The organism is Methylobacterium sp. M6A4_1b, from assembly GCF_053345175.1.
This window is the reverse complement of record NZ_JBKEZQ010000001.1, coordinates 388,314-411,325: the sequence shown is the minus strand read 5'-3', so window position 1 is coordinate 411,325 and position 23,012 is coordinate 388,314. Positions and strand designations below refer to the sequence as shown.

At 67.1% G+C, this 23,012-nt stretch carries 13 protein-coding genes; 7 read left to right on the top strand and 6 right to left on the bottom strand.

The window, feature by feature from the left end:
• A complete protein-coding gene (locus ACLBWX_RS01985) occupies window positions 1–192 on the top strand; it encodes a hypothetical protein (RefSeq protein WP_447675413.1) in 192 nt (63 codons plus the stop codon).
• Window positions 193–299: 107 nt separating this feature from the next.
• Here ACLBWX_RS01985 and ACLBWX_RS01980 read toward each other — a convergent pair whose 3' ends face one another.
• Window positions 300–545, bottom strand: a complete 246-nt coding sequence (locus ACLBWX_RS01980; protein WP_447675412.1) for a hypothetical protein — start codon at window positions 543–545, stop codon at window positions 300–302.
• 228 nt (window positions 546–773) lie between these two features.
• Entirely contained in the window at window positions 774–1,022 is a 249-nt protein-coding gene (locus tag ACLBWX_RS01975; protein ID WP_447675411.1) for a hypothetical protein, read from the bottom strand.
• A 437-nt stretch (window positions 1,023–1,459) separates the two neighbouring features.
• Here ACLBWX_RS01975 and ACLBWX_RS01970 point away from each other — a divergent pair, with 437 nt between their 5' ends.
• Window positions 1,460–1,612, top strand: a complete 153-nt coding sequence (locus ACLBWX_RS01970; RefSeq protein ID WP_447675410.1) for a hypothetical protein — start codon at window positions 1,460–1,462, stop codon at window positions 1,610–1,612.
• A 168-nt stretch (window positions 1,613–1,780) separates the two neighbouring features.
• On the opposite strand, the gene ACLBWX_RS01965 is transcribed toward ACLBWX_RS01970, so the two are convergent.
• On the bottom strand, window positions 1,781–3,061 hold the full coding sequence (locus tag ACLBWX_RS01965; protein ID WP_447675409.1) for a polysaccharide biosynthesis/export family protein: 1,281 nt from the start codon (window positions 3,059–3,061) through the stop codon (window positions 1,781–1,783).
• 766 nt (window positions 3,062–3,827) lie between these two features.
• Here ACLBWX_RS01965 and ACLBWX_RS01960 point away from each other — a divergent pair.
• Window positions 3,828–5,090 (top strand): glycosyltransferase, encoded by a 1,263-nt coding sequence (locus tag ACLBWX_RS01960; RefSeq protein WP_447675408.1) that lies wholly within the window; start codon window positions 3,828–3,830, stop codon window positions 5,088–5,090.
• 517 nt (window positions 5,091–5,607) lie between these two features.
• Here ACLBWX_RS01960 and ACLBWX_RS01955 read toward each other — a convergent pair.
• The 3 genes from ACLBWX_RS01955 to ACLBWX_RS01945 form a co-directional block, all read right to left on the bottom strand.
• Window positions 5,608–6,396: a LuxR C-terminal-related transcriptional regulator gene (locus ACLBWX_RS01955; RefSeq protein ID WP_447675407.1), complete on the bottom strand. Its 789-nt coding sequence runs from the start codon at window positions 6,394–6,396 to the stop codon at window positions 5,608–5,610.
• Between the two features lie 361 nt (window positions 6,397–6,757).
• Window positions 6,758–7,531: a methyltransferase, TIGR04325 family gene (locus tag ACLBWX_RS01950; RefSeq protein WP_447675406.1), complete on the bottom strand. Its 774-nt coding sequence runs from the start codon at window positions 7,529–7,531 to the stop codon at window positions 6,758–6,760.
• A gap of 352 nt (window positions 7,532–7,883) precedes the next feature.
• Window positions 7,884–8,777 (bottom strand): hypothetical protein, encoded by an 894-nt coding sequence (locus ACLBWX_RS01945; protein WP_447675405.1) that lies wholly within the window; start codon window positions 8,775–8,777, stop codon window positions 7,884–7,886.
• Window positions 8,778–9,139: 362 nt separating this feature from the next.
• On the opposite strand from ACLBWX_RS01945, the gene ACLBWX_RS01940 reads away from it, so the two are divergent.
• Genes ACLBWX_RS01940 through ACLBWX_RS01925 form a run of 4 tightly spaced genes read left to right on the top strand, consistent with a single transcriptional unit; the run spans window position 9,140 to window position 22,960 of the window.
• Entirely contained in the window at window positions 9,140–11,044 is a 1,905-nt protein-coding gene (locus ACLBWX_RS01940) for an amino acid adenylation domain-containing protein (RefSeq protein ID WP_447675404.1), read from the top strand.
• Window positions 11,041–19,074: an amino acid adenylation domain-containing protein gene (locus tag ACLBWX_RS01935; RefSeq protein ID WP_447675403.1), complete on the top strand. Its 8,034-nt coding sequence runs from the start codon at window positions 11,041–11,043 to the stop codon at window positions 19,072–19,074. The genes ACLBWX_RS01940 and ACLBWX_RS01935 overlap by 4 nt, the downstream gene beginning before the upstream one ends.
• Window positions 19,071–21,836 (top strand): condensation domain-containing protein, encoded by a 2,766-nt coding sequence (locus tag ACLBWX_RS01930; RefSeq protein WP_447675402.1) that lies wholly within the window; start codon window positions 19,071–19,073, stop codon window positions 21,834–21,836. Before ACLBWX_RS01935 ends, ACLBWX_RS01930 begins: the two co-directional genes overlap by 4 nt.
• Window positions 21,833–22,960 carry a dienelactone hydrolase family protein gene (locus ACLBWX_RS01925; protein ID WP_447675401.1) on the top strand — a complete coding sequence of 376 codons (1,128 nt, stop codon included), beginning with the start codon at window positions 21,833–21,835 and terminating at the stop codon, window positions 22,958–22,960. The genes ACLBWX_RS01930 and ACLBWX_RS01925 overlap by 4 nt, the downstream gene beginning before the upstream one ends.
• Window positions 22,961–23,012 lie beyond the last annotated feature (52 nt).

Sequence of the window (23,012 nt, the reverse complement as noted above, 5' to 3'; positions counted from 1 at the left end):
ATGCAGCTGATCGTCACCGGCCGACAGAACGACAGCGAAGTCTCCTTTCAGCGGTCGTCCCCCGACGACGCCTTGCAGATGGCGCGGGACCTGGAAGCCGGCGGCCTGCATGCGGTCAGCATCAGCGACATCACGGGGCGGGCCTATGAGCCGGACGAGTTCGATGCCTGCTTCGTACGGTCATCGGAATGAGCCGTAACGACAACGGTGCCCGGAATCACCGGGGCGCATTGGCCTGACGAGACGGTGCCGCTCGAGGCCTTCCGATTCACTGGGCGAGGGGCAGCGGGGCGGGCAGGCTAGTTCGGTCGCCCGACCGGCCGTGTCCCGGCCTCGTTCTCGGCGGGTGCGAAGCGTGCGAGGCGGCCCAGGCTCGCTTCGCTCAGGCCACCGGCATTGGCGAAGGTCGTGAGCGCAACGCTCACGAGCATCTCGGCTTCCTCCTTCGACATCTCCGTGCCGTACATGACGCTCGCGACGCCGCGCGTCGCCTGCACTGCCTTGCAGAAAGCCGCATCCGCTCTCAGATCGTCGTGTCGGGTCATCGCGCACCCCAGTTTTCGGGGGGCTCCGGTGGATGCCCCCAGCCTTGCGACAACCGCCCTCACGGCGCCGAGAGTTCGGGGTTCCGTTGACGCAGGCCGTGGTCGCGCAATCGGAGGTCGGTACGATCTGGAGCGTTCGGAGCAACGTCCGGTACCTCTCCTGCCGGAGGGGGCGGCCTGGGTACCGCGTGATCGCCGGGTGCGATTGCGAGGGCTGTCAGGCAGCGCTTACGCCGCGGTCAGGCGCTTGGTGTTGGCAGCCACATGTTCGCGGTAGCGGGCGATGACGGTCTCGGGCGAGCCGCCCATCATCAGGGTTCCGGTCGCCTCCATCGCGGCTTCGATCTTCTCGGCCACCATGGACTGCATCTCGTCCCGGCCCTCGCGGCCGCCCCATGCCAAGCGCACGAGTCGAAGCTCGACGACCTTCTGAGCCTCAAGGGCGAGCATCATCGTCGAGAGAAAGGGATTGTACACGGAACACTCCTCACCGCGGTCGGATGCGGCGGAGGTCAACCTCGCCGTCTCGCCGAATGATCCCTGCCGATACAGGGTCGGGCATCGCGTGAGGCGCGGCGGCGAGTGAACAGCGGGGCGAACATCGATCGGGATGGACGCACAACCGGCACCCCTCGTAGCCGACGCCGCATCCGCGTTCTGTCGCGGAACCGCGGTCGATTCGATCCACGGCGCGGCATCGTTGATCGACCCGGGGGTGTGCCCGAAGAGTTGGGTCGCGTGGGAAGTCGAGGAGCCGCCGGCGCGTCCCGCCGCCGCGAGTTTCACGGGCCGGCAGCGCACCGGTCGCATTCCGGTCCATCGCGCCGGCACCAGACATTAACGGATCGTCAACCGTATTCCATGATCATCCCGGTCCGGGCAAATGCGGGCCGGTCCGTCACGGGGGACTGTCTATGGACGACATCATGGCGGCACGGGAGGATGCAGGCGCACGCTGGGTGCCCGACGCGCATGTCTGGCACATCGCACCGATTGCCCTGATCCTGAGTGCCGCTCTCTGGACGGCCATCAGTCTGGTCGTGACGCTCTGCCTCCGGATGATCTGAACACCGGCCGTGGACCCCGTTCCTGCGGCTCGCTCCATGTGCCGCTGAGGTCCAGGAGATCCGAGGCGCGCGCCGGTCGGCGCCCGTGCCACGATCGGACCGATCCGACCGCGGCAGGCGTGATGGCCACAGGGGCCGTACTCCCAGAACGATGTCGCGATCCAACTCTCAGCGCGCGAGCGTGGGACCGGATGCCTCTGCCGTGGGTGGCAGGACGGCTGCCTCGTGACGCAGCTGCGGGTTGTAGTCAGGCAGCTTGAGTTCGACGGTCAGGGTATCGCCGGGCAGGAGAATGTCCGTATCCATGGCCGGCACCGTCTCGCCGCCGGACGGCGTCCGGCGTGTGATCGTGTAGTTCTGAACCGGCCGGGTTCGGCTCCGCTGCAGCAGCAACGGGGCGGACAGCTCGGACTCGTTCAGCAGCCGTTGCGTCGTCGCATACTTCGCCGTGACCGTGTCGATCTTGCCCTGAACTTCCCGAAGCTCCGTCGTCACGTCGCCGGCCCGCTTGTTGCGCACCTCCAGCAATCCGATCTCGGTCTTCGAGATTTCCTGGAAGCCTTTCATGAGGCTGACGCTCAACTTGATCTTGTCGCTCTCGCTCTGGGCGACGGAGCGTTCCATCGCGAGCTGGCGCGAGGTGACGGCGAGGCCCTTGTCGACCAAGGTGATCAGGGTCTGAAGCTCGCGCTTGATCAGCGAGATCTGCTTGTCCTCGAGGACCAACTGCTCCTTGAGAGATTCAATCTCTTTTTCGACATGCGCCCGCAACTGCACGAGTGCTGCCGTCTGCGTGTCGAAAGCCTCTCGACGGGCCGAGAAGATCGCCTGCTCCTGTCGCAGGGCCGTCGTGAAGGCGCTGTCCGAGCGATGACGCTCCAGATTCGCCGGCGGCTGGAAGGTCTTGCTGCCGCTGAGTTCGGCCTCCAGGCGCGATCGGCGGATCGACAAGGTCAGCCACTCGACGAACTGAAGGCGCAGGTCGCCTTCCGAGGTGATCATCTCGCGTTCCAGCCGCAGGGGTCCGAGGTCGCGGGACTGCAGCACGCCGCCCGCGATCGCTACTGCCTGCAGGACCGTGAGTCCCGGCCTGTAGGGGTAATCACCGGACTTCATGACCTGACCAGTGACGTAGAACGGGCGGTACTGGATGATCTCGACCGAGACGTCAGGCTGACTCTTCAGTCCGAGGTTGCGCTTCAGTTGCTCCGAGATCCTGGCTGACAACTCGTTGGTTGTCGTCCCATCCGCCTCCAACTGGCCGACGAGGGGGAGCATGATCGTTCCGCTTGGGCCGACGTTGTACTCGTCGTTCAGCGACTCCCATTCGTAGATTTCATCGCGCGACGGGCGCCACTCGAAGGCCTTGACCCTGATCTTGTCCTGCGGAGCGAGGCGGTACTCGTCCGCAGCCGCGGGGCACGCCACAACGAAAGCGATGGCAGCCAAGAAGGATCCGCGCAGGAAAGGGGAGTGAGTTTGCATGGAACCTCTCGCTTGCTCGAGCATCGAAGCGCAGCGGCGACGATTATGGGACGACGGTCTCCACGAGCATCGAGCTGCCCATGACGAGCCGTTCAATTAAACGCCTTCGCGCGAGCGGTCGTAGGATGCCCCTGCCGAGCCGGCCCCCGACCCGTCGGCAGGCCAATGGAGCCACCCTGCCGCACGTCCGCGCCAGAACGCTCGAAATCTTCGCAGCGCCTGTATTGGCTTGGGCAGAGCCTGGACCCGCGCCCACCAGGATTTGCACCCATCATGTCGTCTCGCTCACGAAATCCTGCGGACCCGAGGATAGTCGTAAGCGGATGCGGAGGAACCACCGCTTTTCGGGCGATCGATCGGTCTCGCCCTGTCCGAAAGGCGTAGCATCAGGTCGTTTTCAGTCCCGGTAGCAGTCGCGCCAACTTGTACAGGCGCGAATGCTCGAACCCCCGCGATGTAAACTCGGCTCACGAGGCGCTTGGGCCGTCATCGCCTGTCCATGCCCCGTCTTCCGAGAAGCAGAGGGCTACGAGCCACGTTCCAATGTCGTTCCAGGCTTCTCTGGGTACCAAAAGAGGTAGGCGGCACAATAGAACGGCGTAGGCCCCCGTCGATCGACGCCTGATTTCATCCGATGATCTGTCCCGACCGCACTTTGAATTCATGGTGAGGTCCGGGGACGCTGAGCACAATGCGGCTCAGGCCATCAAACCGGAAGAACCCGTTCCGAATGTCCAGCCAGATTCTCAGCCATCCGGCGGCCCTCGCGACCCTGGCCGCCTCCGCCGCTCCATCGTTCTCGGTTGTCCCGAAGCCGGAGACATGGGACGCTGGTGTCGAGGCCCGTCAGGTGTCCGATCTGTCGGTGGCCGTCGTGCATGACTGGTGTCCTTCGTTCCGCGGGGGGGAACGGGTGCTGGCCGCTCTCTGCCGCATCTTTCCAAAGAACGATGTCTACACGCTGTTCGATTTCCTTGAGGATTCCGTCAAGGACGAGTTCTTTCCGAATAAAAAGTTTCATACGTCTCCGGCCAACAGCCTGCCGTTCATCAAGAAATACTATCGATCTCTGTTCTTCGCCTGTCCGTTCTTGATCGAGCAATTCGACGTGACAGGCTACGACGCCGTGATCTCGTCGTCTGCGGCCTTTGCCCGTGGCGTCATCACCCATCCCGATCAGCCGCATCTCTGCTACGTGCACAGCCCGGCGCGCTACGCGTGGGACGAACAGTTCTCCTACCTCAACGAGGCGAAGCTGGGTTTCGGGCCGAAGGGCCTGCTTTACCGCATGATGCTTCATCATCTACGGACCTGGGATACCCGCACGGCGAACGGGCCGGACATGATGCTCGCAAATTCGGAGTTCGTCAGGCGGCGCATTCGTCAAGTCTACGGTCGCGATGCGCGGGTCGTTCATCCGCCCGTCGATCTGAACGAATCGGTCTACGGACGGGAGAAGGACGACTATTACGTCACCGCGTCCTTCCTCGCGCCGTACAAGCGCACGGATCTCGTCGTGGACGCCTTCCGGGCGATGCCGCACAGGCGCCTCGTCGTGGTCGGCGAAGGCCAGCAATCCAAGAAGCTGCGCGCCATGTCCGCACCCAACATCACCTATACGGGATATCTGCCGCGGCAGGATTACCTGGAAACCGTCGCGCGGGCGAAGGCACTGATCTTCGCCGGATGCGAGGATTTCGGGATCGCGCTCGCCGAGGCGCAGGCGGCCGGCACGCCTGTCATCGCATTCGCGCGCGGGGGGGCCGTCGATATCGTGCGGCCCCTCGGCAAGGACCGGCAACCCACGGGAATTCTCTTCCGGCAGCAGACTACGGGGGACATCCAGGCTGCGGTCGAACGTTTCGACGAACGCAGGCACGAGATCCGGGCAGAGAACTGCCGCCTGAACGCGCAGCGCTTCTCCGTTCAGCGCTTCGATGCGGAGATCGCTGCGGCCTTCGCCGACGTGCTGGAGCAACGAGCGTCGATCTGAGCCCCCGTCGGCCGCCCGGACCGTGTGTCCGGGCGAGTGCCGTCTGTCCGCGGTTTCGGTCGAAGCTGGGCTCTGCGGCGGAAGACGGGGTCCGAGGCGCTCTCGTCCAAGATCGGAGAGGCCTGGGGCGTCGCGAAGCATCGGCCCCGCGTGGGACGGAAGCGACGGGCCGGGCGGTCGCGAGGCGCCGGGGACTGGAGAGCCCGCAGAGGCGGGTCGTCTGGCGGGATTGCTCGACGAGCGTGATTGCGACCGGGCCGGTGACACCGTCCATGATCACCGGCGGGGACCGGTATGCCGTGCCGCGCGCACCAAGCGGCGTCGAGAGGCTTCGGTCCGACCGCGGCTCCGTGGCTGCCCGACGGGACTCAGTCGTTGCTTCGGGCTACCCGCCACCAGCGGTACCGGCCGTTTCGGACGGACGCATCCCTATGAAGCGGCGTTTCCGGGAGCGGTGTGCGGGATCGTCCTACGTCCGCGACGCTCCCGACCGGGCACCGCCACACAGACCCTGTAATCACATGGCATGGACGTCCCGGTTCCATTCCGACGGGCCATGAGGCCTCGCGTCGTGGCGGAACGCGTTGATGAGGACCGCAACCTCGGTCCGGTTCTTTGCTTTGAGCTTGCGCATGATGTTCCGCACGTGAACTTTGACAGTGCTTTCCTGCATGCTAAGTTCGTAGGCGATCACCTTGTTTGCCTTGCCGCTGCGAAGCGCGTCGAGGACGGCCGCTTGGCGGTGGGTGAAGATCGCGTCGCCGACATGCAGTGCCAGGGAAGGCGGCTTCACGGGAGCCCGGGCAGCGACGAGGCTGTGAGCCGGCACGTACGTTCCGCCGGCCTTGACGAGGCGGATAGCCTCGACCGCCACGCGAATCGGAAGGTTCAGGGGAACGTAGCCGCGGACACCCTTGCCGAGCATCTCCAGGATGCACTCGATGTTGTCCTGTTCGGCGAGCACCATGATCGGTAGCGTGTTTCCAGCTTTCGCCAGGATATCGAAGTCCGAGAGCACGTCCTGGCGGCTGCGCCCCCCGCCCGAAAGCATGAGGACCGCCGCAGATTTTCCGGCTCCGCTGGATATCCAGTCTTCAACCGTCGCGTGAGGCGAGACCTTAAAAGTTGAGAACGACTCGACGCCTTTGACGAAGCATTCGCGAATGAAATGTCTGGGTTCGATGAGGATTATCGTACCGTCGACCGCGACGCTGCTGATCTCTATAGTCGTCTCACTGTCCAAGTGTTCTTGAGTCTGTACCGCCGCTTTCTGAATGGTCGAGCGCGATCCATTAAGGACGTACATGACTCAAAGTCCCTCTGTTGTTCTTCGCATTTATCAAGTGCGTAGTTTTCCGACGTTTTGGATTTTCGAGCGCCAGTGGGGATCTTAATACTTCATTAACTTCTTAGGAGGAAGTGGCCACCCCTACCACTTTGGGGTTACGGGGATCGAATCGACTGTTGTCTCAGAATCCGGGCGGGGGGAGGCGAGCGATTTTCTGGGGATCGGCCTTTCGCGACTCGCGCAGCACATGCCTTCGATTGCGGCTGATCTCGGGACGAGAGATGGTTGCTGCTCTCACTTCTCTCGCTGCTCATGTTGGACGGGCAGCCGGCGCGTCCCGCCTGAACGAGGCGGCAAGGATCCTGTGGATGGCTTGCGCTCAGGCCCGGATCCAGGCCTGGCCGATCATGCCCGCTCTCAATTCACCGGTCTGATGTGGGATCTTGAAGCGGCGGCCCGGAATGTCCCATTGGTTCAACTCTTCATAACCGAGACCTTCTCGAACCTTCGTGAGGTACCCTTCCGTCACCACGCGATGCGGCATGCGCTCACGGTCGAAGGATTCGAGAGTGTAGAAATCCTGTTCCGAAACGGAGACCTTGTTGATGATGATCATCCGAGGGGCGGTACGCATGTCCCCGACGATCTGATCGACAAATCCATCCGAATATTGCAACGACCCCGAGCACAGGAGGACATCGCAGTCCGCCGCGGTGTCGAGGCTCTCGTGGTAGCTCAGGCCGACGTCGTCCGGCCGCATCCTGCGCCGCCCCTCTCGGCAGATCGCAGGGACGTCCACGACCTGCCACGCGATGCCGGGCGGAAGCGGCATGGCATTCCGATAGGCGTGATACTTGGCCCCGACATGTCCGCCGAAATCCGTGACGACCCTGAGCTGCCGTTCGTGATGGAATTTCTGAAGGAAGAACATCACCGGCCAGTCGAAGGGGTGTACGGCCTGGAAGGTTTCAAGGTTGATGCTTACGACGCGATCGCTATCGTAAGTCGCTCGCTTTGGCCTCGACAGAAAATTCTCGGCAGCGGAGCGGCTCGGAAAGCAACCCCAATATGCGCCGTAGCCGATGCGAAAGCGGGTATTCAGGAGAGCGGATTGGCGGATCTGCTTCAGCCCGGGCGTCGACCAGATGCTCATGTGACGATGACTTTCGTTCCGGGCGGAGCGGGTCCCGATCCCGCCCTCTGACCATGACAGCTCTGCTCGCGTACCGGCGGAAGTCGATCCGTCCTTTGCGTGAATGGCGCTACGCCATTCGGGGAGGTCCCCGAGTCGTGAGGGCCGTTCGTCGAGGCAGGTCGCAGCGCCCCCGCGTGCCGCAGCGTCCATCCCACTTCTTGGACGCGCCGGCGGCCTCGTTCGTCGCGAGAGCCGACGGGCGCAGGTTCCTCGCCTCGACCGAAGAGGGGGCAACCAAAAACCGACCTCCACCCCGCCTTGGCCGCGAACCGGTGTCCCGCGGCCGTCCGTTTCCACGGCTACTGTCGGGCTAGCGCGAGCAGGTATCCGTCCGTTTCTGGCCGCCGTCGGCCATTACCCGCTTCGCGGCGGTGAAGGCGGCCTTGGTTCCGCCCAGAGCCCACTTGCCGTTGCCGTTCTTGGTCATGCGCACCAGGCCCATGTAAGCCTCGTCGCCGGGCGCCCAGTATGCTTCGTCCAGCAATTCGTAGATGAACGCCCCCTCGATGCGATAGGTCTGCGCGAGATCGAGAAAGCGGCGCATCTGACACACGAGGCCGCTCGCCTGACCATCCTCGCCGTCGCGTTTGCTGCCGTAGGCATGGTTGAATTCGGTCACCCAGACAGGCCGTCCATAGGTCGCCAGGACCTTCAAGGCCGGTTCGGGATCACCGTCGTAGTGATGCCAGACGGAGATCTCCCACTGAATGCCGTCCCTGTTCAGGCGCTCGAAGATGCCCACGTGCCCCCAGCCGGCCGACCCGATCGCGCGGACGGCGCCCGGATCGGCGGAGCGCGCGCCTTCGGAGAGACCGCGCAGCACGGCCGCGACCTTGAGATAGCGCGGTCCATAGTATTCGAGCGGTCCCCACCCGCCGGCGGGACCCCACTCGCAGGGATATTGCGTCCCGTCGTCACGACGCTCGCAAGGCTGGATGATCGCGTGGTTCTCGAGTTCGTTGCCGAGCTCCCAGACCGGGATGTCGTGGCCGAACCTTCGCACGAACGTTTCGGCGAATTCGAAGCTCTTCCGGTAGAGTTCCTGTTCGGACTCCGCCGAGAGGGAGACGGGCGGAACCAGAATGGGCAGGATCGTGATCGCGCGTCGCTTCGCGGCCGCGATGAGCGCCGCGAGCTGATCGGCCTTGTCGAGGCTCGTCACGTCGACCCGGTACGACTTGGCACCCAGGTCGTTCAGGATCACCAGCTGCTCATCGAACGTGACGCCCGGATAAGAAACGAGTGGATGCCCGTTGACTCCCCAGAGGACCTCGGCGTGGAGACTCGAAGTCAGGAGGAAGAGATTCAAGACTGAATGTGCCGCAGTCCGACGGATGGATCTCATGAATGACATCACGGCCCGAACTTTCGGATCAATCTGACGTTGTGAAATCGGATCTTATCCAGTTTCCGGCCCGGTCTTTCCTGTTTAAAAGGGCAAAGGACCGCTCAAAAGGCGTAGGGTCGCAGTCGTAAGCAGGAATTGAAACAAACAGGCGCGTCCTATCAGTCTGACTCCCGCCGGCCCTGTGCCGTTGTCCGGGTCTCAAGACTGAGGTGGCGATCTTGTTGACTTCAAACGCCAAGCAGGACCCGACCGGAGCGGCGAAGGGAAGCATCGTCGCGCTCTTCGACGAGCGCGCCCGCGCGTTCGCCGACGCCGTCGCCCTGCGGGCGACCGGCCAGGACTGGACCTATGCCCAGCTCGACGGCCGATCGGATCGCCTCGCCCGCAGGCTCATGGCCCTCGGCATCGCACCGGGCGATCGTGTGGCGCTGCTCGTCGAGCGTTCGCCCGCCGCGGTCTGTGCGTTGCTCGCGGTGCTGAAGGCGGGGGCGGCCTACGTGCCGCTCGATCTCGATTATCCCTGCGCGCAACTCGCTGCGATGATCGCGGATTGCCGGCCGGCCGCACTCATCGTGGATTTGGCCGAGCCCGTTCCCCATGGCTTGGCGTGGACGGGGCCGACCGTCCGGATGGATGCGACCGGGGGCGTGCAGGGGGAGATGGCGGAAGGCGTCCCCCTTCCGATGCGCGGTCCCGACGATCTCGCCTACGTCATGTACACATCGGGCTCCACCGGCCGCCCCAAGGGTGTGATGATTCCGGATCGCGGGGTGGTCCGGCTGGTCCATCAGCCCGATTATGCCAGCTTCGGCGCCCACGACGTCTACCTTCAGATCGCCCCGCTGGCCTTCGATGCCGCAACCTGGGAGATCTGGGCGCCGCTCCTGAACGGTGGCCAACTCGCCTTTCCCGATCGGCGCCGGCCCTCGCTCCGGGAGATCGGCGCCATGGTCCGCACCTTCGGTGTGACGAACCTATTGCTCACCACTGGCCTCTTCCACCTGATGGTGGACGAAGCGCTCGACGACCTAGTGGGGCTGCGCCAGCTGCTGGCCGGGGGTGACGTGCTCTCCCCGACCCATGTCCGCAAGGTGCTCGATGCCCTTCCGCACTGCCGCCTGATCAACGCCTACGGACCGACCGAGAACACGACCATCACCTGCTGCTTCACGATCCCGCAGGATCAACCGGCAGGGGCGATTCCGATCGGACACCCCATTCGCGGAACGCACGTCTGCATCCTCGACGACGCGTTGAAGCCGGTCCCAGCGGGCGAGGCCGGCCAGCTCTGCGCCGGCGGCGAGGGTGTCGCGATCGGCTATCTCGACCGGCCAGACCTGACCGCCGAGCGCTTTCGGCCGGACATCCAGTCCCCGGTTCCCGGCGGCCGGCTTTACCTGACGGGGGACCTCGTTCGTTGCCGGCCCGACGGCGCGATCGAATTTCTCGGGCGCGTCGACACGCAGGTGAAGATCGATGGAAAGCGCGTCGAGCTCGGGGAGATCGAGTCGGTCCTTCGCGGACTTCCGGGCGTGCGCGACGCGGCCGTGGCAGCTGTGCAGACGGATGCGTATGGCAAGCGCCTTCACGCCTTCGTGGTGAACACCGGCCCTTCGCCCCTCGACCTCGCCTCCCTGCGCGCGGCGCTTGCCGTGAGCCTGCCGGCGCATATGTGTCCCGCCGCGCTCGAAGGCCTGCCGCACCTGCCCCTGAACGTGAACGGAAAGGTCGATCGCTCCGCCCTGGCGGCCCTGGCGGCCGAGGCTTCGCGAGGCCCTGAGAGGCCTCGGGCCTTCGCCGCGCCGCGGACGGAGACGGAACGGCGCATCGCTTCCGTCTGGCGGAATGTCCTCGCGATTGAGGACGTCGGCATCGAGGACAATTTCTTTGAACTCGGCGGCTCGTCGCTCAAGCTCCTGGCGGTTCATCAGCGCCTGACGGAGCAGGGGGCCGCTGCGGTCTCGGTCATCGACCTGTTCGCCCGGCCGACCATCCGCGCCCTCGCCGAACTCATCGACGGTGCTGCGGACCAAACTGCGGTGAGCGCGAGCGTGAGTTCCCGCGGACTGCGACAGGCCGGAGCGCTGAAGCGTCTCGGCACCTTGGGGAGGCATGCGCGATGACCACCGTACCCGACCCAAGCGCCGGCTCGGATGAGCCGCCGATCGAAGGGATCGCCATCGTCGGCATGGCGGGCCGCTTCCCTGGCGCGGCGAATCCGGCCGAGCTGTGGCGCCGCTTGTGCGCCGGGGATTCGATGGTCGCGCCCCTCGCCGCGGAAGCGCTTGAGGACATCTTCACGGACGAGGAGCGCGCGCAGCCCGAATACGTGGCGGTGCGACCGGTCCTCGAGAATGTCGAGCTCTTCGACGCCGCGTTGTTCGGCATGCGCCCCCGCGAGGCGGCGCTGACCGACCCGCAGCACCGGGTCTTCCTCGAGGTCGCCTGGGAGGCGTTCGAGGATGCGGGCTATCCACCGTTGGCACCCGGGCGCCCGGTCGGCGTCTACGCCGGATGCAGCCTCAACACCTACCTGCTGCACCATGTCCTGGGAGAGGCCGGCGCGGCCGAGCGCTTCACCTCCGAGTTCCAGGTCGGCAATTACGAGGCGCTGACCGGCGCCATCGCCGACGCCCTCGCCACCCGCGTCTCCTACAAGCTCGACCTGCGAGGTCCCAGCATGTCGATCGCGACGGCCTGTTCGACCTCGCTCACCGCCGTCGCCCAGGCCGTCCAGGCGCTTCTCCTGCATCAGTGCGACATGGCGCTCGCCGGCGGCGTGTCGATCAGCCTGCCGCAGCGGCGCGGCTACATCAGCCAGGAGGGCGGCATCGTTTCGACCGACGGCGTCTGCCGGCCGTTCGACGCGGACGCCAACGGCACCGTCTTCGGCGCGGGTGCGGCCGCCGTGCTCCTGAAGCGGGTGGAAGATGCCGTGGCGGACGGCGATCATATCTACGCCGTCATCCGCGGCGCGAGCGTCAACAACGATGGTGCGTCCAAGGTCGGGTTCGCCGCTCCGAGCGTCGATACGCAGGCCGAGGTCATCGCGACGGCGCACGCGATCGCGGGCATCGACCCGGAGACGATCGGCTACGTCGAGTGCCACGGGACGGCGACGCCCCTCGGAGATCCCATCGAGATCGCTGCACTCGCGAAGGCGTTCGGGCCGATCGCGGTCGCGGAGCGCTGCCTCATCGGCTCGGTGAAGGGCAATGTCGGCCACCTCGACGCCGCCGCCGGCGTCACGGGTCTGATCAAGGCCGCCCTCGCCGTCGAGAGCGGAACGATCCCGGCGACGGCGAACTTCCGCACCCCCAATTCCCTCCTGGACCTCGCGTCGACGCCCTTCGCTGTCGCCTCGCGCCTCGCGCCATGGCCGGCGCGCCGTGGTCCGCGCCGGGCCGGCGTCTCGGCCCTCGGCGTCGGCGGCACGAACGTTCACGTCGTGCTGGAGGAGGCGCCCCGCGTCACGCGCGCCGCGCCGATCCGGCCCGCCGCGTCGGTGATCCCCCTCTCCGCACGCACGGGCGCCGCCCTGGACGCGGCCATCTCGAGCCTCGCGGAGCACCTCGAGGCGACGCCCACCCTCGACGTCGCCGACGTCGCCCACACGTTGCAGGTGGGCCGTACGGCGTTCCAGCACCGTGCCGCCATCGTGTGCCGTGACCTGCCCGGCGCGATCGCGGGCCTGCGGGGAAAGCTGCCCCGCCGCGAGGTCGGCGGACCGACCTCCGTGGTGTTCATGTTCCCCGGCCAGGGCAGCCAGCACATCGGTATGGGCAGGGATCTCTATCGGGGCGAGGCGGTCTACCGCGACGCGATCGATCGCGGCCTCGATCTCCTCGATTCCGCCAGCCGGGCCGACGTCAGGGCGTTCCTGGACGGCGACAGGCCCGATGAGACCACGGGCGGCCCCGCGCCCACCGGCGTCGCGCAGCCGGCGATCTTCCTCACCCAGCACGCCCTGGCCGCCCTCTGGATGAGCTGGGGGATCCGGCCCGCCGCGATGGTCGGGCACAGCGTCGGCGAACTCACGGCGGCGTGCCTCGCGGGCGTGCTCACCTTCGAGGATGCCCTCGCCTTCGTCGTCGAGCGCGGGCGCCTCATGCAGTCCGAACCCGGCGGCGCCATGCTGGCCGTGCGCTTGCCCGAGGCGGAGCTGCGCGCGCGCCTGCCGGCGGGCCTCGACATCGCAGCCGTCAACGCACCGAACCTCTGCGTCGCCGCGGGGTCCTTCGATGCGGTGGCGGAGCTCGAGAGCGGGCTCCTCGCGGCCGAGGTGAGCGCGCGACGGCTACATACGTCGCACGCGTTCCATTCGCGGATGATGGATCCCGTGGTCGACGGGCTGGCCAAGCTCGCGGAACGGATCACGCTGAACGCTCCGAACCGGCCCTACGCATCGAGCGTCAGCGGTGGCTGGATCACCCCCGAACAGGCGACGAGCGCGCATTACTGGGCACGCCATTGTCGCGAAACCGTACGTTTCGCCGACGCCCTCCGGACGGTCGCGCAGGACGGATCGGTCCTTCTGGAGGTCGGGCCGGGCCGCACGCTCTCCACTTTCGCCCATGCCGGCCTGCCGCGTGGCACGGCCCGCGCGGTGATCAACTCGATGCCGGATCCGGCTCAGGTGGCGGACGGCCGGATCGTGGCGGCCGAGGCACTGGCCGAACTCTGGACCGCCGGCGTCACGCCCGATTGGGAGGCCGTCGGGCGTCCCGGGTGCAGGCGCCTGTCTCTTCCGACCTATCGGTTCGACCGCCAGCGGCACTGGATCGACGCGCCGGCGCGCATCGCGCCGCCCGCGGCGGCCCCCGTCGATCAGACGGGCGACCCGCGACCGAACGATCCTTTCATCAGGCCTTCGACAAACAACGATGAGGCGCAGACGACAATGGGGCAGACGTCGGATCACGGTTCCGTAGCGGCACGGACAGAGCTCGTGTCGGAGCTCATCGCGATGGTGGAAGAACTCTCGGGCGTCTCGATCGACGCCGACCACCTCGACAGCACCTTCCTCGAGCACGGACTCGATTCCCTGTTCCTGGCCCAGTTCGTGACCCGGCTCCGCAAGCAGTACGGCGTGAAGCTGACGTTCCGGCAGCTGTCCAGCGACCTGCCTTCGATGGCCGCGCTCGCCGATCACATCGCGGCAATCCGCGTCAAGGCGCCCGCTGCACCCGGGATCGCCGTCGCCGCCGAGCCGTCAGTCGCGGTGCCGATGCCTGCCCCCGTCCCGAGCCCCATCGCGGTTCCCGCGCTGCTCGGACCGGCCGCTGCGATCCCGGCCGATGGCGCTCTGCACAGCCTCCTGCATGCCCAGCTCCAGACGTTGCAGTCCCTGCTGAGCCAGCAATGCGGGCTGCTCGGCACGGCTCCCGCCGCAATGCCGGCGACCGCGCCCGCGCAGGCGGTCTTTGCCCGTCCCGCCCCGGCGATGCCCGCAGCCGTAGCGGCGAACGCGGGCGCCGCGCCGATCGCGAAACCGGCGACCCCCTCCGCTGCCGCGGCGGTTCCGACATCGGCTGACGAGGCCCCCGCCCGCATCCGGCTCTACCGGCCCGGCGCGAATGCGGTCGGCGCGATCACGCCGCGCCAGCAGACCTTCATCGACGACCTCGTTGCGCGCTACAACGCGCGCACGCCCCTCTCCAAGGCGCGTGCTCAGGCCTATCGGTCCGTGCTGGCCGACCCGCGCAGCGCCACGGGCTTCCGCCAGGAATGGAAGGACATCGTCTATCCGGTGGTCTGCGAGCGCTCGAAGGGTTCGCATATCTGGGACATCGACGGAAACGACTACGTCGACCTGGTGAACGGCTTCGGACAGACGGCCTTCGGCCACTCGCCCGACTTCGTCACGGAAGCGTTGGTCGCGCAGCTCGAGCGCGGCTTCGCCATCGGCCCGCAGAGCCCCCTCGCCGGGGAGACGGCGGCCCTGTTCGCCGAGATCACCGGCAACGAGCGCGTGACGTTCTGCAACACCGGCTCCGAGGCGGTCATGGCCGCCATGCGGGTCGCCCGCACGGTGACGGGCCGGGACAAGGTCGTGATCTTCACGGGCGATTATCATGGTCAGTTCGACGAGGTCCTCGTGAAGGCTTCCGGGCGGGCCGGTGCGGTCGCGTCGGTCCCTGTCGCCCCCGGCATCCCGTCGGAGGCCGTCAGCAACATGGTCGTGCTGCCGTACCTCGCACCCGAGAGCCTGGCCTGGATCCGGAACAACGCCGAGGACATCGCCGCCGTCATCGTCGAGCCGGTGCAGAGCCGGCACCCAAGCGTGGAGCCAGGACCGTTCCTGCGTGAGTTGCGGGCGATCACCGAACAGAGCGGCACGGCCTTCGTCTTCGACGAGGTGATCACGGGTTTCCGGGTCCATCCCGGCGGCATGCAGGCGCTTCTCGGCATCCGCGCCGATCTGGCGACCTACGGCAAGGTGGTGGGCGGCGGCATGCCGGTGGGCATCCTCGCGGGCACCGCGCAGTTCATGGATGCGCTCGACGGCGGGCAGTGGAGCTACGGCGACGCCTCGTTCCCCGAGGTGGCCCCGACCTTCTTCGCGGGCACCTTCGTGCGCCACCCCCTGGTCCTGGCCGCGGTGCACGCCGTCCTGCTGCACGTCAAGGAGCACGGCCCCGCTCTCCAGGAGACCCTGTCGGAGCGCAGCCGCCTTCATGTGGATCGCCTCAACGCCGACTTCGCGCGGCGCGGCCTCGCGACGACCATCGAGCGCTGCAGCAGCTGGTACTACCTGGACATGGCGCGCGAAGACCGCCTCGCGACCCTGATCTTCCCGTATCTGCGCCTCCACGGCGTCCACATCCTCGAAGGGTTCCCCTGCTTCATCACGACGGCCCATTCCGATGCGGATCTGGCGCATATCGAACGGGCCTTCACCCGCGCACTCGACGATCTGCAGGACGCCGGCCTCCTGCGGCCGTCGATGCCCGTGATGTCCGTGACCGAGGAGAGCACGCCGGACGTGGAGGCGGGCCTTCCGGCCGAGGTCCCGCTGACCGAGGCTCAACGCGAAGTCTGGCTCGCTGCCCAGCTCGGCGACGGCGCGTCCTGCGCGTTCAACGAATCGGTGTCGCTCCATCTCTCCGGTGCGCTCGACACCGCCGCCCTCGCGGCCGCCCTCGACGGTCTCGTCGCCCGTCACGATGCGATGCGGGCGCGGATCGGACGCGGCGGCGCGACGATGCAGGTCGTCCAGACCCTGCCGCTGGCGCTGCCTCGCACCGACCTCACCTCCGCCCCCGATCCGGAGGCGGCCATGGCGGAACTCCTCGACGAGGACGCCCGCACGCCCTTCGACATGGAGGCCGGACCGCTCGTGCGGGCTCGGCTCATCGCCCTCGGCCCCGATCGCCACGTGCTCGTTCTCACGGCGCACCACATCATCTGCGACGGATGGTCGATGAACATCCTCACCGGCGATCTGTGCGCCCTCTACACCGCGCATCGCCTGGGCCGGAGCGCGGACCTGCCCGCGCCCCTCCCGTTCCGCCGATACGCCCTCGACCTCTCGAGCCGCGACACCGGGGAGGTTCCCGAGTTCTGGCGCAAGGAGTTCGAGGTCCTGCCCCAGCCCGTCGACCTCCCGGTCGACCGCGCACCGGTCCATCCGAGATCCTTCCGCGGCGCGACGCTCACGACCTGGATCGACGGCGACCTGACCCGCGCCGTCAAGACGGCCGCCGCGCGCGAGGGGTGCACGCTGTTCGTGGCGCTGTTTGCCGCCTCCCAGGTCGTGTTCGGCAGGCTCGCCGGGACGCAGGACGTCGTGATGGCGATCCCGAGCGCAGCCCAGAACGGGCTCGACGACGCGATCCTCGTCGGCCACTGCGTCAACTTCCTGCCCCTGCGGGCGGCGTTCGCGGCGGGCGAGCCCTTCGCCGACCACCTCAAGCGGGTGAAGCACAAGGTCCTCAGTGCGTTCGAGCAGCCCGACACGACGCTGGGCACGCTGGTGCGGCGCCTCGAGATCCCGCGCGACCTCAACCGGCTGCCGCTCACCAGCATCCAGTTCAACCTCGAACGGCTCAACGACAAGCTCGCCTTCGAGGGACTGGAGGCGTCCTTCACCTCGAATCCGAAGGCCTTCGTCAACTTCGATCTCTTCCTCAACATCGCCGAGACGAACGATGGCCTGAAGATCGACTGCGACTACAGCACGGATCTCTTCGACGAGGCGACCATCGCCCGCTGGATCGGACACCTGCGGTCCGTCCTGTCGAGCGTGGCGGAGGATCCCGCCCGGCGCGTCGAGGCTCTTCCGCTGCTGACCAAGGGCGAGCACCGTTGGCTGGTGGAGGATCTCAACCGGGCACCGTCCGTCGCCCGGGATGAGGCGACGCTGGACGAACTCGTCACCCTCCAGGCGCAGCGGACGCCCGACGCCGTCGCCGTGGCCTGCGGGGACGCGCGCTGGACCTATCGGCAACTCGCCGATCGGGCGGACCGGATCGCCCTCGCGGTCGGAGCCCTGGCCGGTGCCGAGCCCACGCGGATCGGCCTCGCCGTCGAACGCTCCCCCGAGATGGTCGCCGCGATGCTCGGCATCATGAAGGCGGGCCATGCCTACGTCCCGCTCGATCCGGCCCAGCCGGTCGCGCGGTCGCGCCAGGTCCTCGCGGCCGCGGAGGCCGCACTGCTCCTCTGCGACCGGTCCTCGACGGCCGCGATTGCGGAGGGGGGGCTGCCCGTCCTTCAGCTCGACCAGCCACTGCCCGATGCGCCGTCCGTCGCGGCCGCCGATCCCGGCAGGCCGGACCGTGCCGCCTACGTCATCTTCACCTCCGGCTCGACGGGTACCCCCAAGGGCGTGGAGGTCGGCCACCGCTCGGTCGTCAACCTGCTCCGGTCGATGGCGGTCGAGCCCGGGTTCACCGCGGCCGACACGCTCCTCGCCGTCACCACGACGACCTTCGACATCTCCGTCCTCGAACTGTTCCTGCCCCTGATCCTCGGCGGCCGCACGGTCATCGCGGACCGGGACGAGGTCCGCGGCGGCTTCGGCCTCGTCGACCGGATCCGGACCTCGGGCGCGACGGTCCTGCAGGCCACGCCCTCGCTCTGGCGGGTCCTGCTGGAAGCCGGCTTCCAGCCCGGGACCGACCTCAAGATGCTCTGCGGCGGCGAGCCGCTGCCGCAGGATCTCGCCGACCTCCTCCTGGCGAACGGGGGCGAGCTGTGGAACCTCTACGGACCGACCGAGACCACGATCTGGTCGAGCGCGGGCCGAGTCGGGCCGGGCCGGGTCACCATCGGCGGGCCGGTGGCAGGAACCCAGCTCTACGTCCTCGACCGCGACGACGCGCTGGCGCCGATCGGTGTCGCGGGCGAGCTCTACATCGGTGGCGTCGGCCTCGCGCACGGCTACTTCAACCGTCCCGACCTGACGGCGGCCGCCTTCCGCGAGATCGCCGTTCCCGGCCGGGGCCCGGAGCGCCTCTACCGGACCGGCGACCTCGCGAGCCGGGCCGCGGACGGTACGATCCGCCTGCTCGGGCGTGCCGACCAGCAGATCAAGCTGCGGGGCTTCCGCATCGATCTGGAGGAGATCGAGCTCGTGCTGCGCGCCTATCCGGGCGTCGTGGCCAGCGCGGTCGCTCTGCTCCAGCGCGGCGACAGCACCAGCCTCGTCGGCTACTTCACGGACGCGAGCGGAACCGTCACCGCGGCTGCCCTGGCGGCCCATGTGGCAGCCAAGCTTCCGGACTACATGGTGCCGACGCTCTGGCAGCGCCTCGACGCCATGCCGATGACCGCCAACGGCAAGCTCGATCGCAAGCGGCTTCCCGAGCCCGAGGCCGGGGCCAGGCGGGACGCGCGCCCGGTGGTCCCGCCGCGCAATCCCCGTGAGGCTCAGATCGCGGCGATCTGGAAGGACGTGCTGAAGGTCGACGACATCGGCGTCGAAGACAACATCTTCTCCCTCGGCGCGGACTCGCTGCACATCTTCCGGATTGCCGCCCGCCTGATGGACGAGAAGATCGATCTCGAAGCCAAGCACGTCTTCGAGAATCCGACGATCGCCCAACTCGCGAGTGCCGCCGACGCGTCGGAGACCCGCGCGTCCCGCACGGTGCTGCCGTCGCTCATGTCCTTCCGACGCGGATCCACCCTGAATGGGGTCGCCCGATGACCACGCTTCACAACGAGATCGCGACCGGCGCCCTCCCGGTCGCCGAGCCGCTGATCTTCCCCTGCTCGTCGTCGCAGCGGCGCTGCTGGTTCATCGACACCCTTCATCCGGGCTCGACGATCCTCAACATCGCCCTGCGCTGGGAGCTCGAAGGGGATTTCAGTCCCCCGGTCATCGAGCGGGCCCTGCAGTTCCTGATCAATCGGCATGAGATCCTGCGCACCCGCTTCTACGCGCGCGACGGCGAGCCGGTCCAGGAGGTCCTGCCGCAGCTTCGCTTCAAGCTTTCGCAGGTCGACCTCACCATGGTGCCCGAGGCGACCCGGGCGGACGAGGCCGTCGCCCTGGCCAAGCGCGAGGCGAAGGCACCCTTCCAGCTCGATCGTCCGCCGCTCATCCGGGTGACGCTGATCCGGACGGGATCGAACCAGGGCTCCCTGCTGGTCACGGTCCACCAGATCGCCTTCGACGGGATCTCGATCGGCCTCCTGGCGCATGAATTCGGACTCGTGACCGCGGCTCTTCAAGCCGGCTCGGTTCCGACCCTGCCCGAACTGCCGATGCAGTACGGCGACTACGCGTCGTGGCAGAAAGCGATGTTCAGCAGCCGCGGCTTCGAGGCCGAGGCCGCCTACTGGCGCCGCCAGCTGGCCGGCGCGCCCTATTTCGAGGTCGCCCCGGACCTTCCGCGGCCGGCGGTGCCGTCCTCGAACGGCCACATCATCGCGCAGATGCTTCCGCAGGACTTCAGCGACGCCCTGGACGCATTCGCGAAGACGGAGCGCGTGACGCTGTTCGGTCTCTGCTACGCCGCCGCGATGGCCGGGCTCCATCGCGTCACCGGCGAGACCGATCTCGTCATCGGAACGCAACTCGCATCGCGTCACCACCCCGACCTCGAGAAGATCGTCGGCGTCTTCCTCAACAACCTCGTCCTGCGCGTCGCGGCCTCGGGCGACCTCAGCCTGCGTGACTTCCTCCAGCGCGCCAACCGGACCGTGCAGGACGCGCTGATCCACCAGCAGATGCCCTTCGACCACCTCGTCGAGCTTCTGAATCCGCCGCGAGACCCCTCCCGGACACCGCTCATCTCGATCAACTTCGCGGTTCTCCACGAAGTGATCCGGGAGGAGACTTACGGAGGGTTCGATCTTCGGGCGCAGCCGTCGCTCTCGCCGGGCTCGCTCTACGAGTTGAACTTCTTCCTCGTGCACTGGCCGAGCGGCTGGCGCCTCGCTCTCGAATTCAACACCGACCTCTTCGAACTCGAGACGGCCGAGCATCTCCTGGCCGGCTGGCGGGCCGCCCTGGACGGCTTCCTGCTGGACGCCGATCGGCCGCTCTCGGCCCTGCCGATCGCCCTCCGCACGGCGGCGAATTCCGAGGAATGCACCGCCGTCGAGGAAGTGCTGCTCCTCGATCCGCTCGTCTCGGAAGCCGCCGTCGTGGCGCATTCACGCCCTGACGGCACGCCGGCACCCTACGCCTATGTCGTGCCCGCCGCCGATGTCCGCCAGCCCCTCGAAACGTTGCCCGCGACGCTCATGGGGCGTCTCGCGCGGGACGCGCGGCTGCAGACGCAGCCGGCTGGCATCAGCGTGCTCCTCGCGTTGCCGCGGACGGCCGGGGGCGCCATCGACCGGCCGGCGCTCCCACATCCGCCCGCTTCCGTCGCCGGGCCTCCGGCGAAGGCCGGCCCTCCATCCGAGATCGAAGCGGCCATCCGGACGATCTGGCAGGAGGTGCTCGACGTCACCGCGATCGATCCCGACTCGAACTTCTTCGATCTCGGCGGGCACTCGCTCCTCGCGGTGCGGATGTGCGTTCAGGTCGGCCGGAGACTGGGACGACAGGTCGACGTCGTGTCCCTGTTCCGCTCGCCGACGCTGACGGCCTTCGTTCGCCATGTCGAATCGCTCAGGGATGATGCGACGGATGGACAGATCGTCGTGGTGCAACCCGACGGCGACGGCACGCCCATCATCGCCATCAATCACCTGCTCTCGTACTACGACCTGTCACGCGCCATCGGTTCGGGCCACCCCTTCTACAGCGTGCAAACCCTCGACGCGCACGTGACGCCGGCTGCGGATGGGCGCGGCTTCGAGGAGATCGCCGCGGATTACGTCCGCCTCATCCGTAAGATCCGGCCGCAGGGGCCTTACATCCTGTTCGGGCTCTGCGTTCACGGTCTCATCGGGTACGAGGTCGCGCAGCAGCTGCGGTCGGCCGGAGACGAGGTCGAGGTCCTCGCCTTCGTCAACGGCTGGCACCCGAACTATTTTCAGCGCTTGAGTTTGTTGAACAAATCTAAAATCCGTCTCAAGCACGTCCAGGAGAGTCTTGTGCTGGTATTCTCCGGAAAGAAGACGTTCGCCGAGTTTCTCAGCAACTATTCGCTTGCGCATAAAATCGGGATACTCAGGGCGGCCGTTGCCTTGAAGCTGATCGATCGGGTGCCACCACGCACCGGGTCGGAGACTGCCGACGGCTGGCTACTTTACTTGATGAACGCGCGAAATCTTTATCGGCCCAAGCCTTATCCGGGACGCGTGGTTCAGTTCCTCGGGATGGACGCGCCGCGTGGGCGGGGGTTCGACCCGATCCTGGGCTGGACCGGCACGCTGACCGGGTCGGTCCTGGTGCAGGATGTCGGAGGTGAATTCCAAGGCACCTTCGCAGACGGAACGCTGAACGACCTGCTCAGGCGGTTGCACGGCGGACTCTCGGAGATCTCCGGTACGGAGCGCGCGGTTCGATGACGATCGACGGCACCGAGCGCCGATGGCGGGCGCTCGCTGCCGTGGCGGTTTGTTTCCTGACAATCTGCGTCGCCATGAGTTTCATCGCGACGGAGCACGTCCGCGCTCTGGTCTTCCTGGCGGCTCAGCGGCCGTCCCCCACCGGTGAGCATCCCGTGGGCGTGGCGGCCTTCCGTCCCGTCGGTGGCGCGCAGGTCGAACTCTGGTATCCGGCCGAGGGGGGCTGCTCCGGCCTCGTCGCGCGCGCCGTTCTGCTGTTGCGAATGATTCTGTGGCCGACCCGGGCCGTGGCATGCGGCGCGCCGCCGGCACCCGGATCGCATCCGCTGATCCTCCTGCTGCCTTCCTGGTTCGCAGAGCGCGACGTCAACACGTTCATGGCGGCCAATCTCGCGAGCCACGGCTTCGTGGTGGCGGCCGCTGACGATTTCGTCCATGGCTCGCCCCTGTCGGGAGGGGATCGGATCGCGCAACTCGGATCGCTCGACATGAATTCCGAGGCCGCCTTCGCCACCTCCCGCGCGGTGTCCCGACAACGGGCCGTCCTCGGTGCACGCGCCGCGTCGGCGACGATCGACGCCGTCATTGCCCATCCCCTGCTCGGACCCCGCATCGATGCCGCCCGCATCGGAGTGCTCGGCTACTCGTTCGGTGGCAGCATCGCCGCGGCGATGTCGCGGGAGACCGGTCGTCTCCGGGCGGTGATCAACCTGGACGGTGACGTGATCGCGACCGAAGCATGGCCGCCGACGGTTCCCTATCTCTTCCTCACGAGCGATCTTCCCTACCCGAGCGCGGCCGACCTCGCCTCGGACGATCGGGCCTTTCGCTTCGAGAGCATCACCACGCGCGACACCTACGACCTCCACGAACGTCCCGACTTTCCGCGCGACAGCCTGGCACTCAGCGTGAAGCAGGCGGTCCACGCAGATTTCTCGGATCGCCTGGTCATGCCGCCGTTTCAGGACTTCCTGAACCCGCGACCGATCGATCGGGTACAGATGTGGCGTGACATCAACGGCCTGATCGTCGCGTTCCTGTCCGCCCGTCTCGGTACGAAAGACGGCTCCGTCACGCTGCCTGGCGCCCTGTCCGGGCGCTTCGTGAAGCTGCCGTCACCCTGAATTTCGAGGCTTGCGGAGGCTGCGTTCCACTCGACATGAAGGGCGATGCCGG